This is a genomic window from Flagellimonas sp. HMM57 (assembly GCF_021390175.1).
Classification (GTDB): Bacteria; Bacteroidota; Bacteroidia; order Flavobacteriales; family Flavobacteriaceae; genus Flagellimonas.
The window spans coordinates 2,894,895-2,910,365 of sequence record NZ_CP090004.1; the positions used below are offsets into that span (position 1 = coordinate 2,894,895).

14 protein-coding genes are annotated in these 15,471 nt (G+C 37.7%); 11 read left to right on the forward strand and 3 right to left on the reverse strand.

Annotation, left to right across the window (positions count from 1 at the left end; translation table 11 throughout):
* Positions 1-17: 17 nt before the first annotated feature.
* On the reverse strand, positions 18-1,769 hold the full coding sequence (locus tag LV716_RS12830) for an ABC transporter ATP-binding protein (protein ID WP_163418192.1): 1,752 nt from the start codon (positions 1,767-1,769) through the stop codon (positions 18-20).
* A 180-nt stretch (positions 1,770-1,949) separates the two neighbouring features.
* Here LV716_RS12830 and nusB point away from each other — a divergent pair, with 180 nt between their 5' ends.
* The 3 genes from nusB to yajC are packed head-to-tail and all read left to right on the forward strand — an operon-like array spanning position 1,950 to position 3,722.
* Positions 1,950-2,897 (forward strand): transcription antitermination factor NusB, encoded by a 948-nt coding sequence (nusB, locus tag LV716_RS12835; protein ID WP_163418193.1) that lies wholly within the window; start codon positions 1,950-1,952, stop codon positions 2,895-2,897.
* 38 nt (positions 2,898-2,935) lie between these two features.
* Complete coding sequence (locus LV716_RS12840; RefSeq protein WP_163418194.1) at positions 2,936-3,418, forward strand: DUF1573 domain-containing protein; 483 nt, start codon at positions 2,936-2,938, stop codon at positions 3,416-3,418.
* 13 nt (positions 3,419-3,431) lie between these two features.
* Positions 3,432-3,722 (forward strand): preprotein translocase subunit YajC, encoded by a 291-nt coding sequence (gene yajC, locus LV716_RS12845; RefSeq protein ID WP_163418195.1) that lies wholly within the window; start codon positions 3,432-3,434, stop codon positions 3,720-3,722.
* Between the two features lie 51 nt (positions 3,723-3,773).
* Here yajC and LV716_RS12850 read toward each other — a convergent pair whose 3' ends face one another.
* On the reverse strand, positions 3,774-4,367 hold the full coding sequence (locus LV716_RS12850; RefSeq protein WP_163418196.1) for a YdeI family protein: 594 nt from the start codon (positions 4,365-4,367) through the stop codon (positions 3,774-3,776).
* Between the two features lie 2 nt (positions 4,368-4,369).
* The gene (gene pepT / locus LV716_RS12855; RefSeq protein ID WP_163418197.1) at positions 4,370-5,599 is read right to left on the reverse strand and encodes a peptidase T; all 1,230 of its coding nucleotides are present in this window, start codon (positions 5,597-5,599) and stop codon (positions 4,370-4,372) included.
* A 252-nt stretch (positions 5,600-5,851) separates the two neighbouring features.
* Between pepT and LV716_RS12860 the strand changes: the two genes are divergently transcribed.
* From LV716_RS12860 to LV716_RS12895, 8 genes are all read left to right on the forward strand, one after another.
* Positions 5,852-6,889 carry a quinone-dependent dihydroorotate dehydrogenase gene (locus tag LV716_RS12860; RefSeq protein WP_163418198.1) on the forward strand — a complete coding sequence of 346 codons (1,038 nt, stop codon included), beginning with the start codon at positions 5,852-5,854 and terminating at the stop codon, positions 6,887-6,889.
* A gap of 15 nt (positions 6,890-6,904) precedes the next feature.
* Complete coding sequence (locus LV716_RS12865; RefSeq protein ID WP_163418199.1) at positions 6,905-7,444, forward strand: DinB family protein; 540 nt, start codon at positions 6,905-6,907, stop codon at positions 7,442-7,444.
* An 87-nt stretch (positions 7,445-7,531) separates the two neighbouring features.
* Positions 7,532-8,158 (forward strand): LysE family translocator, encoded by a 627-nt coding sequence (locus LV716_RS12870; RefSeq protein WP_163418200.1) that lies wholly within the window; start codon positions 7,532-7,534, stop codon positions 8,156-8,158.
* Positions 8,159-8,179: 21 nt separating this feature from the next.
* On the forward strand, positions 8,180-9,043 hold the full coding sequence (locus LV716_RS12875; protein ID WP_163418201.1) for a hydroxymethylglutaryl-CoA lyase: 864 nt from the start codon (positions 8,180-8,182) through the stop codon (positions 9,041-9,043).
* A gap of 141 nt (positions 9,044-9,184) precedes the next feature.
* Complete coding sequence (locus tag LV716_RS12880) at positions 9,185-10,408, forward strand: DUF4856 domain-containing protein (protein ID WP_163418202.1); 1,224 nt, start codon at positions 9,185-9,187, stop codon at positions 10,406-10,408.
* A 119-nt stretch (positions 10,409-10,527) separates the two neighbouring features.
* Entirely contained in the window at positions 10,528-11,664 is a 1,137-nt protein-coding gene (locus LV716_RS12885) for an imelysin family protein (RefSeq protein WP_163418203.1), read from the forward strand.
* Positions 11,665-13,032 (forward strand): HTTM domain-containing protein, encoded by a 1,368-nt coding sequence (locus LV716_RS12890; protein WP_163418204.1) that lies wholly within the window; start codon positions 11,665-11,667, stop codon positions 13,030-13,032.
* A complete protein-coding gene (locus LV716_RS12895) occupies positions 13,013-15,463 on the forward strand; it encodes a TonB-dependent receptor (protein WP_163418205.1) in 2,451 nt (816 codons plus the stop codon). Before LV716_RS12890 ends, LV716_RS12895 begins: the two co-directional genes overlap by 20 nt.
* Positions 15,464-15,471: the final 8 nt, after the last annotated feature.

Consider the following 15,471-nt stretch of genomic DNA (forward strand, 5'->3'; position numbering starts at 1 on the left):
AATCAGCAACTTTTTTATTATTCTTTCTCAGAGAGTTGATTAAGATACAATTCTTTATAGTATCCTTCTACGCTATTCAATTGCTCATGTGTCCCTTCTTGTAATATTTTACCATTTTCAAGTACAATGATCTTGTCGGCATTTTTAGCAGAAGATACTCTATGGCTAACCAATAAGGTGGTTTTTTCTTGTGAAAGCTGTTTTAAGTTATTAAGTATTTCCTCTTCAGTTTCGGTATCCACTGCCGAGAGACAATCATCAAAAAGATATATTCTTGGGTCTTTCAACAACGCTCGGGCTATGGAAACACGCTGTTTTTGCCCTCCACTTAGGGTGATGCCCCTTTCACCTAGAATGGTGTCGTATTTTTTGGCGAAACCTTCTATATTTTCGTGTACTACAGCTTTTTTTGCAACCTTAACTATCTCGTCAAAAGAAGCTTCTTCATTACCAAAACGGATATTGTTGGCAATGGTGTCTGAGAAAAGAAAGGCATCTTGTGGTACAGCTCCGATAGCACTTCGCAGACTATTTAAATTTAATTGTTGAATTGGAGTGTCATCAATCAATATTTCGCCTGAGGATACATCGTGCAATCGGGCTACCAAATCCAAAATAGTAGATTTTCCTGAACCGGTCTTTCCTAAAAACGCAACGGTTTCACCAGCTTTTACTTGAAAAGAGATATTTTCTAGAGCGGTGATGTCTGTGTCTTCATAAGTGAAGGTCACGTTTTTAAATTCTATGCTTCCCTTAATTGGAGTAGCTTTCTGAACCTCATTTTTTATGGTTGGCTTTATCTTTAAAAACTGGTTGATTCTTTTTTGTGAAGCTTCTGCTCTTTGTATAATTGAGGTAAGCCACCCCACGATGGCAACAGGCCAAGTAAGCATGTTTACATATAGTATAAACTCGGCTATAATACCAATAGTTGCAATTTCACCATTGATATATTGCTTTCCGCCTATATAAATCACAAAAATATTACTGATTCCAATAAGTAAGATCATCAATGGAAAAAACCATGCATTAACTTTAGCCAGATCCATACTGGTATTTTTTCCTTCCAAAGCCAAATCACCAAGCTCTGCATTGATTTTTGGCTCTAACCCATATGCTTTTATGACCGCGACCCCAGAGAAAGACTCTTGCGTAAACGTAGAAAGTGTAGATAGGTATTCTTGGACTTTAGTACTTCTCTTGTGAATGATTTTACTGATTTGGTATATGAGAACCGATAAAAATGGCAATGGGAGCAAGGTATAAGTTGCGAGAGTCGGTGCTTTTATGAACATCAATGGAATTAAGCATACAAAAAGTGTAATGGTCTGTATCCCATACATAATGGCCGGTCCACCGTACATGCGAACTTGATTGACATCCTCACTGATTCGGTTCATTAAATCCCCAATACGATTCTTTTTATAGAAGTTAAGGTTTAAGAATTGATAATGATCAAAAACCTCATTTTTTAAATCGTATTCAATATAGCGGGAAACATTTATAATGGTCTGCCGCATCAAAAAAGTAAAGAGACCGGAGAGAAGGGCGGCGCCTACAATAATCAAAATATACTCGAATAGGAGTCCTTTGGCTTCTGATACAGGAATAGTGTTTGATACAAAATCTTCGACCGCCTGAATGGATTTGTTCACATAGGAAGGCATTATAAGGGAAAAAACACGGGCCACTATGGTAATAAGAATACCCAACAATAGTTTTAACCAGTACTTTTTAAAGTATTTGTTCAGGTGTTTTAGTTCCTTCATAAAAGGGAAAAAATCGATTTAGATTTTGAAGATAGTTTGATAGCACGGCAAATATATAGGTTTACCCACAAAGTAAATGTTATAAAACCAATAAGAAAACAACTTTGGTAGGTTGGATGGAAATATAAGATTACTTTTGCGCTGAGAAAGCCAAATAACGACTTTAAAAGTTCTTTAAAAATGCTTACCAGAAGGCATATCAGAGTAAAAGTAATGCAATGCATTTATGCATTGATTCAATCTAAGGACGATTCTTTAGAGAAGCAGGAAAAATTCCTGAAAGTAAGTATCGAGAATATGTATGTGCTTTATTTGCTCATGCTAAGCTTGTTGGCCGAACTTCATCGGCTAGCGGAAAAACATGCAAAGCATGCTTCAACAAAGTATCTCGCCACTGAAGAAGATACATATCCAAACAGAAAAAAGTTTGTAGAAAACAAACTCTTGCTCCAAATCTCCAATAACGAATCGTTAAAAAAAGAGCTCACAGGAAGAAAACTTAATAATTGGTACCTTAACGAAGAGTATGTAAAAATTATCTACAAAGAAGTTGTGGCCAGCGATATCTACAAAGAATATATGTTGAGCGAAAAAAGTTCTTACGATGCGGATAAAATCATGGTCATCGAACTTTTTAAGAACGTAATAGCTCCTAACGAAAAGATATATGAATACTTTGAGGATGATAAACTCACCTGGGTCGATGATATTCCTATAGTAAACACCTATTTGGTAAAGCGGTTGCGAAAAGCCAATGCTTCTGTGAATGAAACGTTCTTTTTGCCCGAACTCTTAAAGGATCAGCAAGACATGCAATATGCAAATCAGCTGTTGACCAAAACATTGTTGAACGACGCGAAATGGGAGAAAGAAATAGAAGGTAAAACACCCAATTGGGACAATGACCGTATTGCCGAGATTGACTCCATAATCTTGAAAATGGCCATATGCGAATTACTGAATTTTTCATCTATACCCGAAAAAGTTACGCTGAACGAGTATTTGGAAATTGCAAAAGAGTACTCAACACCAAAGAGCAGTATCTTCATCAATGGCGTATTGGATAAACTGGCAAAGGAGTATAAGTCCACTGGGCAGCTACAAAAAATGGGAAGAGGACTACAATAAACAATATTTGATTAATTTTGAAAAAATAATTACTTAACATGAAACAAATAACATCTTTTTTAAGTTTGATTTTGGCTGTATCCCTCGTTTTTATTTCGTGCAAGGATAAAGCTACCAGTAAAATAGTTGCAGATAATGTAGAAAGTGCCACCAGTAGGGATGAAGCACAGAAGCAACTTCCAGTAATGAGTTTTGAAAAATCTGAACACGATTTTGGAACCATAGCCCAAGGAACTCCGCAAGAGACCATCTTTAAATTTACCAATACAGGAAACGCACCATTAATCATTACCGATGCTAAAAGTAGCTGTGGTTGTACCATTCCCGAGTATCCAAAAAATACGCCCATTGCACCGGGAGGAACAGGTGAGCTATTGGTTAAATTCAATGGTTCAGGTCAAAATCAAGTGACCAAAACAGTGACTGTCACAGCAAACACTGAAAAAGGTTCTGAACTTTTGAGAATCAAGGCTTTTGTTAATCCTAAGGATGCTGCGCAAGCAGTAGGTCCTGTTAAATAGAGATACCACCTGAATGGAAAACATTGGACAGTTTTTACCACTGATATTGATTTTTATAGTAGCGTATTTTTTTATGATTCGCCCACAGATCAAACGTCAGAAGGATGAGAAAAAATTTGCTTCGGAGTTAAAGAAAGGAGACCGTATTATCACCAAAAGCGGGCTTCATGGAAAAGTTGTTGAGTTGAATGACAAAGATTATTCCTGTGTTATTGAAACTATGGCAGGTCGCTTAAAGTTTGATCGTTCTGCCATTTCGTTGGAAATGAGCAAGAAACTGAACACTCCTGAAAAGAAGAAGTAGTTTATACTAAATTTTAAAAATGAAAAGCACCTGAATTCAGGTGCTTTTTTGTTATTTGTAAGCGTCGTTTAATCCAACACCTTTTTGTATCATAGGAACAATTTTGTCCAACCTTCGGATTTTTGTTTTCTCTTGTTTAGCTTCTGCAATATAGACGCAGAACTCCCTTTGTTTAGAAAGGGACAATTTTTCAAAGGAGGATTTTAGCGAATCACTTTGCGATAATCTATTGGCCAATAGTTCAGGAACTTTTATTTCTTTTTTGGTCTTTTCAATTGTAATTTCTTTTCCTTGTTTTTGATTTTCAATAGATTCAATCATATAAAGCAGTACACTTTCTGAATCTATTTCATTAGCGGAGTGAAAGTTCCAATGGCGCATTCCCTTTGTTTTTCCTTCTTGGGCATTGCGTAGCATCTTTTTTGGGTCACTTAGAAAAACTCCATTGAAAAACCATATTCCAAAATGATGTTTAAACCTACATATTCCAAAGATATTTTTGCCATTTACAGTATAAACTGGAATACTCCATTTAAAATCTTCAGTACAGTCTGTTTGTAAAGCCAGTTTTCTAAGTTTGGCAATACCATCTTTGAATGGGTGTTCTTGGTTATAATATGCATTGAGCTTATCGGTTTTTTCCATGATTACTTTATTTGAACGGCAGTAAGCTCACAAATCTTCACGATTACCTGTGTTGCTTTTTCCATGCTTTCCAAAGGTACATATTCGTATTTTCCATGAAAATTATGCCCACCCGCAAAAATATTGGGACACGGTAATCCCATAAAACTTAGTTGCGAACCATCGGTACCCCCACGTATTGGTTTAATAATGGGTTCTATTCCCAACGATTCCATTGCATCTTTTGCAATTTCTACGATATGGAATACAGGCTCCACTTTTTCACGCATGTTTTTGTATTGGTCTTCTATTTTAAGTGAAATAAAGTCTCCATATTTCTTTGTCAGTTTTTGGGAGATATCGTTCAATAATTCTTTTCTTGCCTCAAAGTGTTCATCATCATGATCTCTTATGATAAGTTCTATTTCTACTTTTTCAATCTCGCCCTTAATCTTGTGCACATGAAAAAAACCTTCATGGCCCGTAGTGTGTTCCGGGACTTCATGAGGTGGGAGAAGACTTAAGAACTCATTGGCAATTCCAATGGCATTTACCATTTTGTTTTTGGCATAACCAGGGTGTATGCTTTTACCTTCAATCTTAATTTTTGCACTTGCCGCATTAAAGTTTTCAAATTCAAGTTCGCCAACCTGGCTTCCGTCCATAGTATAGGCCCAAGCTGCACCAAACTTTTCCACATCGAACTTGTGTGCTCCCCTACCTATTTCCTCATCGGGCGTAAAAGCTATCCTAATTTCTCCGTGTTTTATATCTGGATTTTTAACCAAATATTCCATAGCGGTAATAATCTCGGCTATGCCAGCTTTATCATCTGCGCCTAGTAATGTTGTGCCGTCGGTCGTTATTAAGGTCTGTCCTTGGTACAGCAGTAGGTCTTCAAAATATTCAGGTGACAGCACAATATTTTTAACTGAATTGAGTACAATATCTTTTCCATCATAATCCCTTATCAGCTGGGGTTGTACATTTTTCCCCGTGAAATCTGGGGTAGTATCAAAATGTGAGATAAAACCAATAGTGGGTACCTTTTTTTCGATATTACTGGGCAGTGTGGCCATGATATAGGCATTCTCATCTATAGAGACTTCTTGCATTCCTATTTGATGAAGCTCTACCACTAGTTTTTTAGCCAAATCCCATTGTTTTTCCGTACTCGGTGTGGTTTGAGAGTAGGGGTCGCTTTGTGTGTCGATGGACACATATTCTAGAAATCGGGGTAGTAATTTTTCCATAATGTGCGTTTCATCAAAAATAACGTTTATTCAATCGTGATTTTATGAAAAAAAGTTGGTGAAACGGTAACTTCCAAAGATTTGAAAAAGCAATATGCCCATAACAAATTCTTCGTTACGGTTACCGTACCATTTTGATAAAAAGGTGTACATACGTTAGACTTGTTCTATACACCGATACCGATTAACGAAAAATGATAAATTCAGCATATTCTGCATATAGAGTTTATATTTTTGTCTAAAATATGTAAGATGTACAAAATCCTCATCCGCCCTATACTTTTTTTGTTCGATGCTGAAGCTGTACATCATTTTTCTTTTGGAGCCATAAAGTTTTTCTCAAGGTTGGGATTGGGGCATTTGTTCAGAAAATCTTATGTCATTAATGATGCTAAACTGGAACGAGAGGTTTTTGGGTTAAAATTTAAAAACCCGGTCGGTCTCGCAGCTGGCTTTGACAAAGATGCCAAATTGTATAATGAACTGTCCGATTTGGGTTTTGGTTTCATAGAAATAGGCACTTTAACGCCTAAACCACAAGATGGGAACCCAAAAAAACGCCTTTTTCGCTTGTTGGATGATGAGGCGATTATCAACCGAATGGGATTTAATAATAAAGGGGTGTTCGAGGCTGTTGAGCAGCTAAAAAAGAAGCACAGGGTTATTATTGGTGGAAATATTGGGAAAAACAAAGTAACACCTAATGCAAGTGCCATTAAGGATTATCTCATTTGTTTTGACGCACTTTTTGAACATGTAGATTATTTTGTGGTGAACGTAAGTTCTCCAAATACCCCTGGCCTAAGGGAGTTGCAAGACAGAAAGCCCCTCACGGAGCTGCTCAAGAAATTAAAGCGACAAAACGCTAAACTTGCCAAGAAAAACAGTGTGAAGGAAAAACCGATTTTATTAAAAATCGCACCTGACTTGACCGATGAGCAATTGCTGGATATTGTTGGTATAATGAAGGATACCGCTATTGATGGGGTTATAGCCACCAATACAACTATTTCTAGGAAAAATCTTAAATCGCATTTGACCATTGTTGAAGAAAAAGGGGGGCTAAGTGGAAAACCTTTGGCCAAAAGAAGCACTGAAGTGATTCGATTCTTAGCAGAAAAAAGTAACAAAGCATTTCCCATAATTGGAGTAGGGGGGATTCACTCTCCTGAAGACGCTCTGGAAAAACTGGATGCGGGTGCAGATTTGATTCAGTTGTATACAGGGTTCATTTATGAAGGCCCTGCAATTGTCAAAAAAATTAATCAAGCCCTTTTGGCAAGAACTTAAAATCTTAGTTGTCCAATGAGCAGAAAAATTTTTAGTATGTTCCTTCTTTTATTGGTGACAGCCATAGTGTTCGCACAAAACGATAAGACACCTAAAACCAACTTTACCAAAATGTATCTTCCGGTATGGTTAGAGGCGAAAGAACACTGTCTCGAAGTTGCAAAAGCTATGCCCGATGAACTTTACGGTTACCGGCCAACCGAACAGAGCAAATCTTTTGCGGAGCAAATGGTACATATTGGTTATACCATCGAGCTATTGACCAAACGATACGTTCAAGGCATGGAAGTAAAGCCAAATGCCCCAGATGCTACTGTAATGAGCAAGAAAGAAATTATAGGCCTGTTGGAAAAAGGATTTTCATATACCACTGAAGTCATTTACAACATTGAACAATCTAAATTGGATGAGACTTGTGTCATGTATCATAGTGGTAATACGGTAAGCAGGGCATTTGCATTTTTTTATGTGCAAGACCATTTGACCAACCATAGGTCCAAAGCCAACCTTTACCTGCGAATGAATCACATAAAACCACCCGAATACACTTGGTAAGCTAAGGGAATATGTGATTTTTGAATAGTAGTTTTCTTCTTTTGCACTATCATTATTTTGTATTTTTCTAGGATAAACCCTGTACGTTTGAGTTTTGATACGCTGATACTTTTCACGACCGCATCTTTTGCTTTGGCCATTTCGCCGGGACCGGATAACATATTTGTGCTGACCCAAAGTGTATCAAATGGTGTAAAATCTGGACTGGTTACGGTTGCAGGGCTAGTGAGTGGGTGTTTGGTACATACCACCTTGCTGGCATTTGGTGTTTCCGAAATAATTAAAAGAAGTGATGCACTTTTTTTTGGTATAAAGCTATTTGGAGCTATATACCTATTGTATTTAGCTGTTAGCGTTTATAAAAGTGATTCATCTATTTTGTTGAACAAAAAGGGGACTCCAAAAACAGACTTGTTCAAGTTATTCAAGAAAGGTTTTACAATGAATGTCCTCAATCCAAAGGTGACCATCTTTTTTTTGGCATTTTTTCCAGGTTTTCTATTCAGTGAGAATATGCATACCGTGATTCAGTTCTACGTGCTCGGATTACTATTTATGCTTTCAGCATTTATTGTTTTTAGTACTATCGCTGTTTTAGGGGGAACAATAGCAACCTATCTTTCAAAAAGCCCTAGAGCGGGAGTTTACTTAAGATGGTTGCAGATTGCTGTCTTTGTGGGAATTGCCATTTTCATATTCCTATCGGATAAATAATGGTAATTTTACATTCAATATATGTCGAAAATCAAACTTATAGAATGTCCAAGAGATGCCATGCAGGGCATAAAAACTTTCATTCCTACCAATGAAAAAGTAACGTACATTCAATCCTTATTGGGCTGTGGTTTTGATACGTTGGATTTTGGAAGTTTTGTTTCGCCAAAGGCAATCCCCCAGATGGTTGATACTGCGGGAGTACTTGAGAAATTAGACCTTACCAAAACAAAAAGTAAACTTTTGGCCATTGTTGCCAATGTAAGGGGGGCAAGTGACGCATGCCAACATCCCCAAATTGATTATTTAGGCTACCCTTTTTCAATTTCGGAAAACTTTCAGATGCGTAACACGCATAAGACCATAGCACAGTCCGTAGAAACTTTAAAAGGCATTCTAGAGTTGGCCCATACTCATAACAAACAAGTGGTAACATACATCTCTATGGGTTTTGGAAACCCGTATGGTGATCCCTGGAATGTTGAGATTGTAGGGGAGTGGACAGAGAAGTTAGCGGACATGGGTGTAAAGATTTTATCACTTTCCGATACTATAGGAAGCTCTACTCCAGAAGTCATTCAATATTTGTTTTCCAATCTAATTCCAAAATATCCGCATATTGAATTTGGGGCACATCTGCACACAACACCTACAAAATGGCACGAAAAGGTAGATGCGGCGTATAAGGCCGGCTGTAGGCGTTTTGATGGTGCAATCCAAGGCTTTGGGGGATGTCCTATGGCAAAAGATGAACTCACTGGGAATATGCCAACCGAAAAAATGTTGTCCTATTTTACTACGGAAAAAGTAGACTCTGGTGTAAACTGGATGGTTTTTGAAGCTGCCTATAACAAGGCTACGAAGTTGTTCTCCGCTTATCATTAAAACTAATTTTGTCCTTTCTTATCTTCAAAGAAAGCAACAGTAAATTTATTTAAATCAAGTCTAAATAAATTTGTTGTATTGGTTTTCTAAGAATATATTTGTCATCGAAATTATTTTTAAGTAATCTAAATAAACGATACAATGTTTCTAAAAAGATTTTTCTTTTTTTCTTTTACCGGCCTATTGCTTGTTTCATGTTCTGATGATGATTCAGATGATTCGAATCCAGATGAAATCACAATTGATAACCCTGCAACATATGTGTTTACAAGAAACGGTGAATCCACGGTCAGTTTTGGAGGTCAAACCACTAGAATTAAAATGGGTGAAGAGCTTAACGATAAGCTTAAAGATGAGAACACTACCGAAGCTATGTTGGATGCCATGTTTGCTCATGAAGAAGGGGAAAATAATTTTTCAGACCCAGATTTAAACGCATCTGATAAAAGCATTCGTAGTAAAACGGCAGCTTCAAACGATTTCTTTTCGGATAACACGGCAGATCAGGGGTTAATCAGGGCTGATTTTGAAGATTGGATCAAAAAACAAGTCGATGATGTTTTCCCCAGATGGAACGATGCCGCTGCCGAAGGTGAGGCAGGCCAAATTGCCGATGGCTCATCAACACGGTATGTCAGTGCCAAAGGATTGGAGTATAATCAATTGGTCAACAAAGGCCTGATAGGCGCTCTTATGGTTGATCAAGCATTGAACAATTATTTAGGGAAAGGAGTTTTAGATGCTGGTGAGAATATTGCCCAAAATGACGCAGGTACTGTTGCAGAAGGAGAAAACTATACGACCATGGAGCACAAATGGGATGAAGCTTATGGTTATGCTTATGGATTGAATGCTGACCCAGCCAATCCAAACGATGATCTGGGAGCAGATGATTTCTTGAACAAGTATATTGGTAGAGTGGAAGGAGACCCAGATTTTGCCGGAATTGCAGACGATATTTACCAGGCATTTAAACTGGGTAGGGCGGCTATTGTTGCGAAAGATTACACAACCCGTGATGAGCAAGCCGAAATTATTAAAGGATTGATTTCAGAAGTTATTGGGATCAGAGCGGTTTACTATTTGCAACAAGCAAAAAATCTACTTGATCAAGAAAACCCTGATTTTGGTAGTGCTTTTCACGATTTATCCGAAGGATACGGGTTTATCTATAGCCTGCAGTTTACAAGAAAACCAAATACTGACGGACCTTATTTTACCAAAGCTGAAGTAGATGCATTTCTTGTTGATTTGTTAGACGACGGAGTCAATGGTTTATGGGATGTATCCACTACGACTCTAGACGAAATTTCTGAAGCTATTGCATCAGAATTTGACTTCACATTGGAACAAGCAGCAGAGTAAGATTTGTTTTTAAGTAGTAATCTTACTTTTTTAAGTAAAAGGAATGGGTTTTACAAAGGTAAAATCCATTCCTTTTACTACTTTTGAAACCTTTTACTTAGAATAAATAAAAACAAAAAATGAAAAAGTATTGGTATTTTCTTTTTGCAGTTCCATTTCTTATTTGGGCATGTTCTTCAGATTCCAATAATGATGACGGTACTGCAGTGGACGATGAGGTCCCCGTTACATTCGATAGAAGTGCTATGTTGGTAAATTGGGCCGATAATATTATTGTGCCGGCATACCAATCTTTTTCTGCCAAACTCATTGTTCTGGAAGAATCGTACGATAGTTTCGTTTCAGATAGAAGTGTTGATAACTTAACCGCTTTTAGGGAAGCATGGTTGGATGCTTACACTGCATGGCAACAAGTCTCTTTATTTGAAACTGGTCCTGCAGAATCTGTTGGATATCGTTTGAATATGAATACTTATCCTGCGGATGCCGATTTGATAGAATCTCATATCGCTAATGGTGCTTATGACCTTTCCTTGCCATCAAATAGAGATGCAAAAGGTTTTCCCGCTCTGGATTATCTTTTAAATGGATTGGAAACTGATGATGTTGCTCTGGTCAACAGATTGGCCAGTGGTACAGAAGCAGATGGTACCTTGTCGTACATGGATGATGTGATTTCAGATATGAAATCCCTAACAGATGATGTTGTCGGACAATGGGAAGGTGATTACCGCGATACTTTTGTAGAAAATGATGGCTCTTCATCAACTGCATCTGTAGATCGTTTTGTGAACGATTATATCTTTTACTACGAAAAATTTCTCAGAGCTGGAAAAATGGGAATTCCGTTGGGGGTTTTCACAGGAGAAACCGCTCCTAATACCATAGAAGCCTTCTACAAAGCTGATATAAGCAATACACTTTTTTTAGAGGGTTTATCAGCGGTGCAGGATTTCTTTAATGGAAAGCATTTTAATTCATCGGCAACTGGTGAAAGTCTGGCCTCGTATCTTGAAGACTTAAATTCTATAAAAGATGGCGATGATTTATCGGAACTTATCAATAATCAATTGAATACTGCGCGTACCGCCGTTTCAGGTTTGGATACTTTTAGAAATGAAATTGAGAACAACGATATTCCTACCAATATGAATATGGCTTACGATGAGGTCCAAAGGGCTGTTCCGTTATTAAAGGTAGATATGGTATCGGCTATGAGTATCAGTATAGATTTTGTTGATGCTGATGGCGATTAGATGTCCATTTCCTTTTCCAAATACAGACAAATAAATGTAGAGGCCGCCCCTTTGGCGGTCTTTCGTATTTTTTTTGGTGTTATGATGCTGATTAGCATCATTCGTTTTTGGGCTAATGGCTGGATTGAAAAATTGTACTTGGAACCTAAATTTCACTTTTCCTATTATGGTTTTGAGTGGGTAAAGCCAATAGGCAATTTAACGTATTTGATTTTTGTTATTTGCGCTCTTGCATCAATCGGAGTAGCGTTGGGATATAAGTATCGACTGTCCATTTTGACTTTCTTCTTATCTTTTACGTATATCGAGTTAATGGATAAGACCACGTATCTCAATCATTATTACTTCATTAGTGCACTATCTTTTCTAATGATTTTTTTGCCGGCAAACGTGTATTATGCCCTGGATGCAAAAAAAAATCCTAAAAACGCTTTTCAGTATATACCCAAGTGGACTGTGGATGCTTTAAAGTTGGTATTGGGTATCGTTTACTTTTATGCAGGATTGGCAAAACTGAATTCTGATTGGTTGGTAAAAGCAATGCCGTTAAAAATTTGGCTTCCCTCTAAATTTGATGTTCCGTTGATCGGGGAACTTATGGGTAAAGAGTGGGTGCATTATGCCTTTAGTTGGGGCGGTGCCGCATATGATCTTGTTATTCCCTTTCTTCTTCTGTATTCCAAGACACGGTATTTTGCTTTCTTCTTGGTGGTCGTATTTCACGTATTAACGCGGGTACTGTTCCCCATTGGAATGTTCCCTTATATCATGATTGTTTCCGCACTCATTTTTTTTGATAGCAAGTTTCATACTAACGTATTGAACTATATTTCGCGATTGTTGAAAATTGCTAAGAACCAGTTTGATAATAATAAAGCCTTAGTATACGCTACCAGTCTTTCAAACCAGCTACGGTATATGGTAATAAGTATGTTTTTTGTAATCCAACTTGCTTTTCCCTGGAGGTATCTTCTATATCCCGGAGAATTGTTTTGGACGGAAGAAGGATATCGTTTTTCATGGCGGGTAATGTTGATGGAGAAATCGGGCTATGCCCAGTTTAAGATAGTTGACCAGGAAAACGGGAAATGGTTTTATGTTGATAATACTGACTTCTTAACCCCTTTTCAAGAAAAACAAATGGCTTTTCAACCAGACTTTATTGTTGAATATGCCCACTACTTAAAAAATCATTTTGAAGCACAAGGACATAAAAATATTGGAGTTTATGTGGAGAGTTATGTGGCACTTAACGGCAGGTTGAGCCAGCCATTCATAGACCCGGAAACAGATTTGACCAAACAACATGATTCATTTAAACATAAAACATGGATACTTCCATTTAAGGATGAGATCAAAGGTATTTAAGAGTACGGTTTTTTTATTGCTGTTTTCTGTTTTGGTACAGGCCCAAACGAGTTTTTCTGGTTTGGTAATGGATGCGAACAATCAGCCTATATCTGAAGCGGAAGTTTATTTGAAGGAACTGGAATTGTTAACGACCACATCGGCAACGGGAAATTTTTATTTCGATAACATTTCTGAAGGTAGCTATAGCTTGGTTGTCTTTGCCTATGGTTTCAAGGTTTATGAACAAACTATAAATACATCAAATCAAGATTTGGTCATTTCTCTTGAATCGATAGGGGAAAAACTATCCGAAGTGATCTTGACCAGAGAACGGGAAAAAGTATTTGCATTACGAAACCTTAGAAAAGTTGAAGGTACCGCCATTTACGCAGGTAAGAAAACAGAAGTAGTGGCAATTGATCTGATCACAGGCAATTTAGCAGCAAACAATGCACGTCAGATTTATGGTCAAGTCGTAGGTCTTAATATTTATGACAATGGTGATGCAGGTCTCCAATTAAATATTGGTGGGAGGGGTTTGGACCCCAACCGAACCGCAAATTTTAATGTGCGTCAAAATGGTTATGATATCAGTGCCGATGTACTTGGGTATCCCGAAAGTTATTATACACCACCCGTAGAAGCTTTAAGCGAAATACAGGTAGTACGTGGAGCAGCATCTTTACAGTATGGAACACAATTTGGGGGGTTGATCAACTTTAAGTTTAAGCAACCCAATCCAAATAAAAAAGTAGAGCTCATATCTAGACAAACTATTGGTTCAAATGGTTTGTTCACCAGTTTTAATAGTTTGAGCGGTACTTCGGGGAAGTTTAGCTATTATAACTATTTTAATTACAAGCAAGGTGATGGTTTTCGACCTAATTCTAATTTTAATGCTAGAAACTACCACGGTCATTTTGGGTATCAAATATCTGAGAGAACGAAGCTTACATTTGAGGCTACAATCTTGGACTATTTGGCGCAACAACCAGGAGGATTGACCGACATGCAATTTGAAGAAGACCCTACTTTTAGCAACCGGGAACGCAATTGGTTCGATATTGATTGGAAGTTAGGTTCTTTGCGTTTAGACCACAGCTTCTCACCTGCAACAGATTTTAGCCTTAATCTATTTGCATTGGATGCTTCGCGGAAAGCCTTGGGATTTCGTGAAAATAGGGTAGATATTATTGATGATGGGGGTGTACGAGAATTGTTGGTAGATGATTTTCAGAATTGGGGTGCTGAGGCCCGTTTACTTTCACGTTATAAAATTGGTCAAAAAGATGCTATTTTTTTGATAGGGTCAAAGTATTATCAGGCGTTTAACAAACAACGTCAAGGAGCTGGCCCTGCAACTACAGGCCCGGATTTCAATTTTGTGGATGAAGAGTTCCCTGCCTTCCCAAGAAGATCCACCTATAGTTTCCCTAATTTGAACTTGGCCGTTTTTGGGGAGAATATCATTAATTTAAGCGACCGTTTTTCTATTACTCCCGGTTTTCGTTTTGAATACATAAAGACGTCTGCCATTGGCAATTTTACTACAATATTTACCGATTTGGCCGATAATGTTCTAGAAACTCGCGTAACCGAAGAAGATCGTGACTTAGAACGTTCTTTTGTCTTATTGGGTCTAGGTGCCTCCTATAAATTAAATAAGAGTGTTGAGTTTTACGGTAACATATCCCAAAATTATCGTTCAGTGACCTTTAATGATTTAAGGGTGATAAATCCATCGCAGGTGATTAGTGAAGATTTAGAAGATGAAGAGGGCTTTACAGCCGATATTGGAGCAAGAGGTAGGTTTAAGGAATTCTTGTCTTATGATATTAGTAGTTTTTTGTTGTATTATGATAATCGTATTTCTAGAACCATTCCATTGGTGGACGACCAAAATAGAGTTAGGAACCTCACGGATAATGCTGGTACAGCCGTTATCTATGGTTTGGAACTACTTGGTGATTGGAACGTAAAAGAAACACTGTTGGATGTTTCGCCAGATATACAATTGAACCTTTTTGGTAACCTGGCCTTGACTTCTTCAGAGTATATAGAACAAGCAGAGGGAATCAATAATGTGGAAGGGAAAAAGGTTGAACATATACCAGAGATAAATTTTCGTTCTGGAGTACGATTTGGGTATAAAAATTTTCTTGGTTCTTTACAGTACACATATTTATCGAAACAATTCAATGATCCGCAAAATTCACCACCGCTCACTGAATCAACTGCGCCAAGTGCCGGTATTATTGGTGAATTACCGGCTTATGGCATTATGGATCTATCTTTTTCTTATTCCTATAAACAGTTCAGGTTAGAAACAGGTATTAACAACCTTCTTGACGAATCCTATTTTACGCGAAGAGCTACAGGATACCCGGGTCCGGGAATTATTCCGGCAGATCCAAGAACGTTCTATACAACACTTCAGATTAAACTATAGTAAAAAAG

Excerpts from the sequence above, each read along its gene's own strand:
- LV716_RS12830 (WP_163418192.1), bottom strand. The coding sequence starts at position 1,769 with ATGAAGGAACTAAAACACCTGAACAAATACTTTAAAAAGTACTGGTTA.
- nusB (WP_163418193.1), top strand. The coding sequence starts at position 1,950 with ATGCTTACCAGAAGGCATATCAGAGTAAAAGTAATGCAATGCATTTAT.
- LV716_RS12840 (WP_163418194.1), top strand. The coding sequence starts at position 2,936 with ATGAAACAAATAACATCTTTTTTAAGTTTGATTTTGGCTGTATCCCTC.
- yajC (WP_163418195.1), top strand. The coding sequence starts at position 3,432 with ATGGAAAACATTGGACAGTTTTTACCACTGATATTGATTTTTATAGTA.
- LV716_RS12850 (WP_163418196.1), bottom strand. The coding sequence starts at position 4,367 with ATGGAAAAAACCGATAAGCTCAATGCATATTATAACCAAGAACACCCA.
- pepT (WP_163418197.1), bottom strand. The coding sequence starts at position 5,599 with ATGGAAAAATTACTACCCCGATTTCTAGAATATGTGTCCATCGACACA.
- LV716_RS12860 (WP_163418198.1), top strand. The coding sequence starts at position 5,852 with ATGTACAAAATCCTCATCCGCCCTATACTTTTTTTGTTCGATGCTGAA.
- LV716_RS12865 (WP_163418199.1), top strand. The coding sequence starts at position 6,905 with ATGAGCAGAAAAATTTTTAGTATGTTCCTTCTTTTATTGGTGACAGCC.
- LV716_RS12875 (WP_163418201.1), top strand. The coding sequence starts at position 8,180 with ATGTCGAAAATCAAACTTATAGAATGTCCAAGAGATGCCATGCAGGGC.
- LV716_RS12880 (WP_163418202.1), top strand. The coding sequence starts at position 9,185 with ATGTTTCTAAAAAGATTTTTCTTTTTTTCTTTTACCGGCCTATTGCTT.
- LV716_RS12885 (WP_163418203.1), top strand. The coding sequence starts at position 10,528 with ATGAAAAAGTATTGGTATTTTCTTTTTGCAGTTCCATTTCTTATTTGG.
- LV716_RS12890 (WP_163418204.1), top strand. The coding sequence starts at position 11,665 with ATGTCCATTTCCTTTTCCAAATACAGACAAATAAATGTAGAGGCCGCC.
- LV716_RS12895 (WP_163418205.1), top strand. The coding sequence starts at position 13,013 with ATGAGATCAAAGGTATTTAAGAGTACGGTTTTTTTATTGCTGTTTTCT.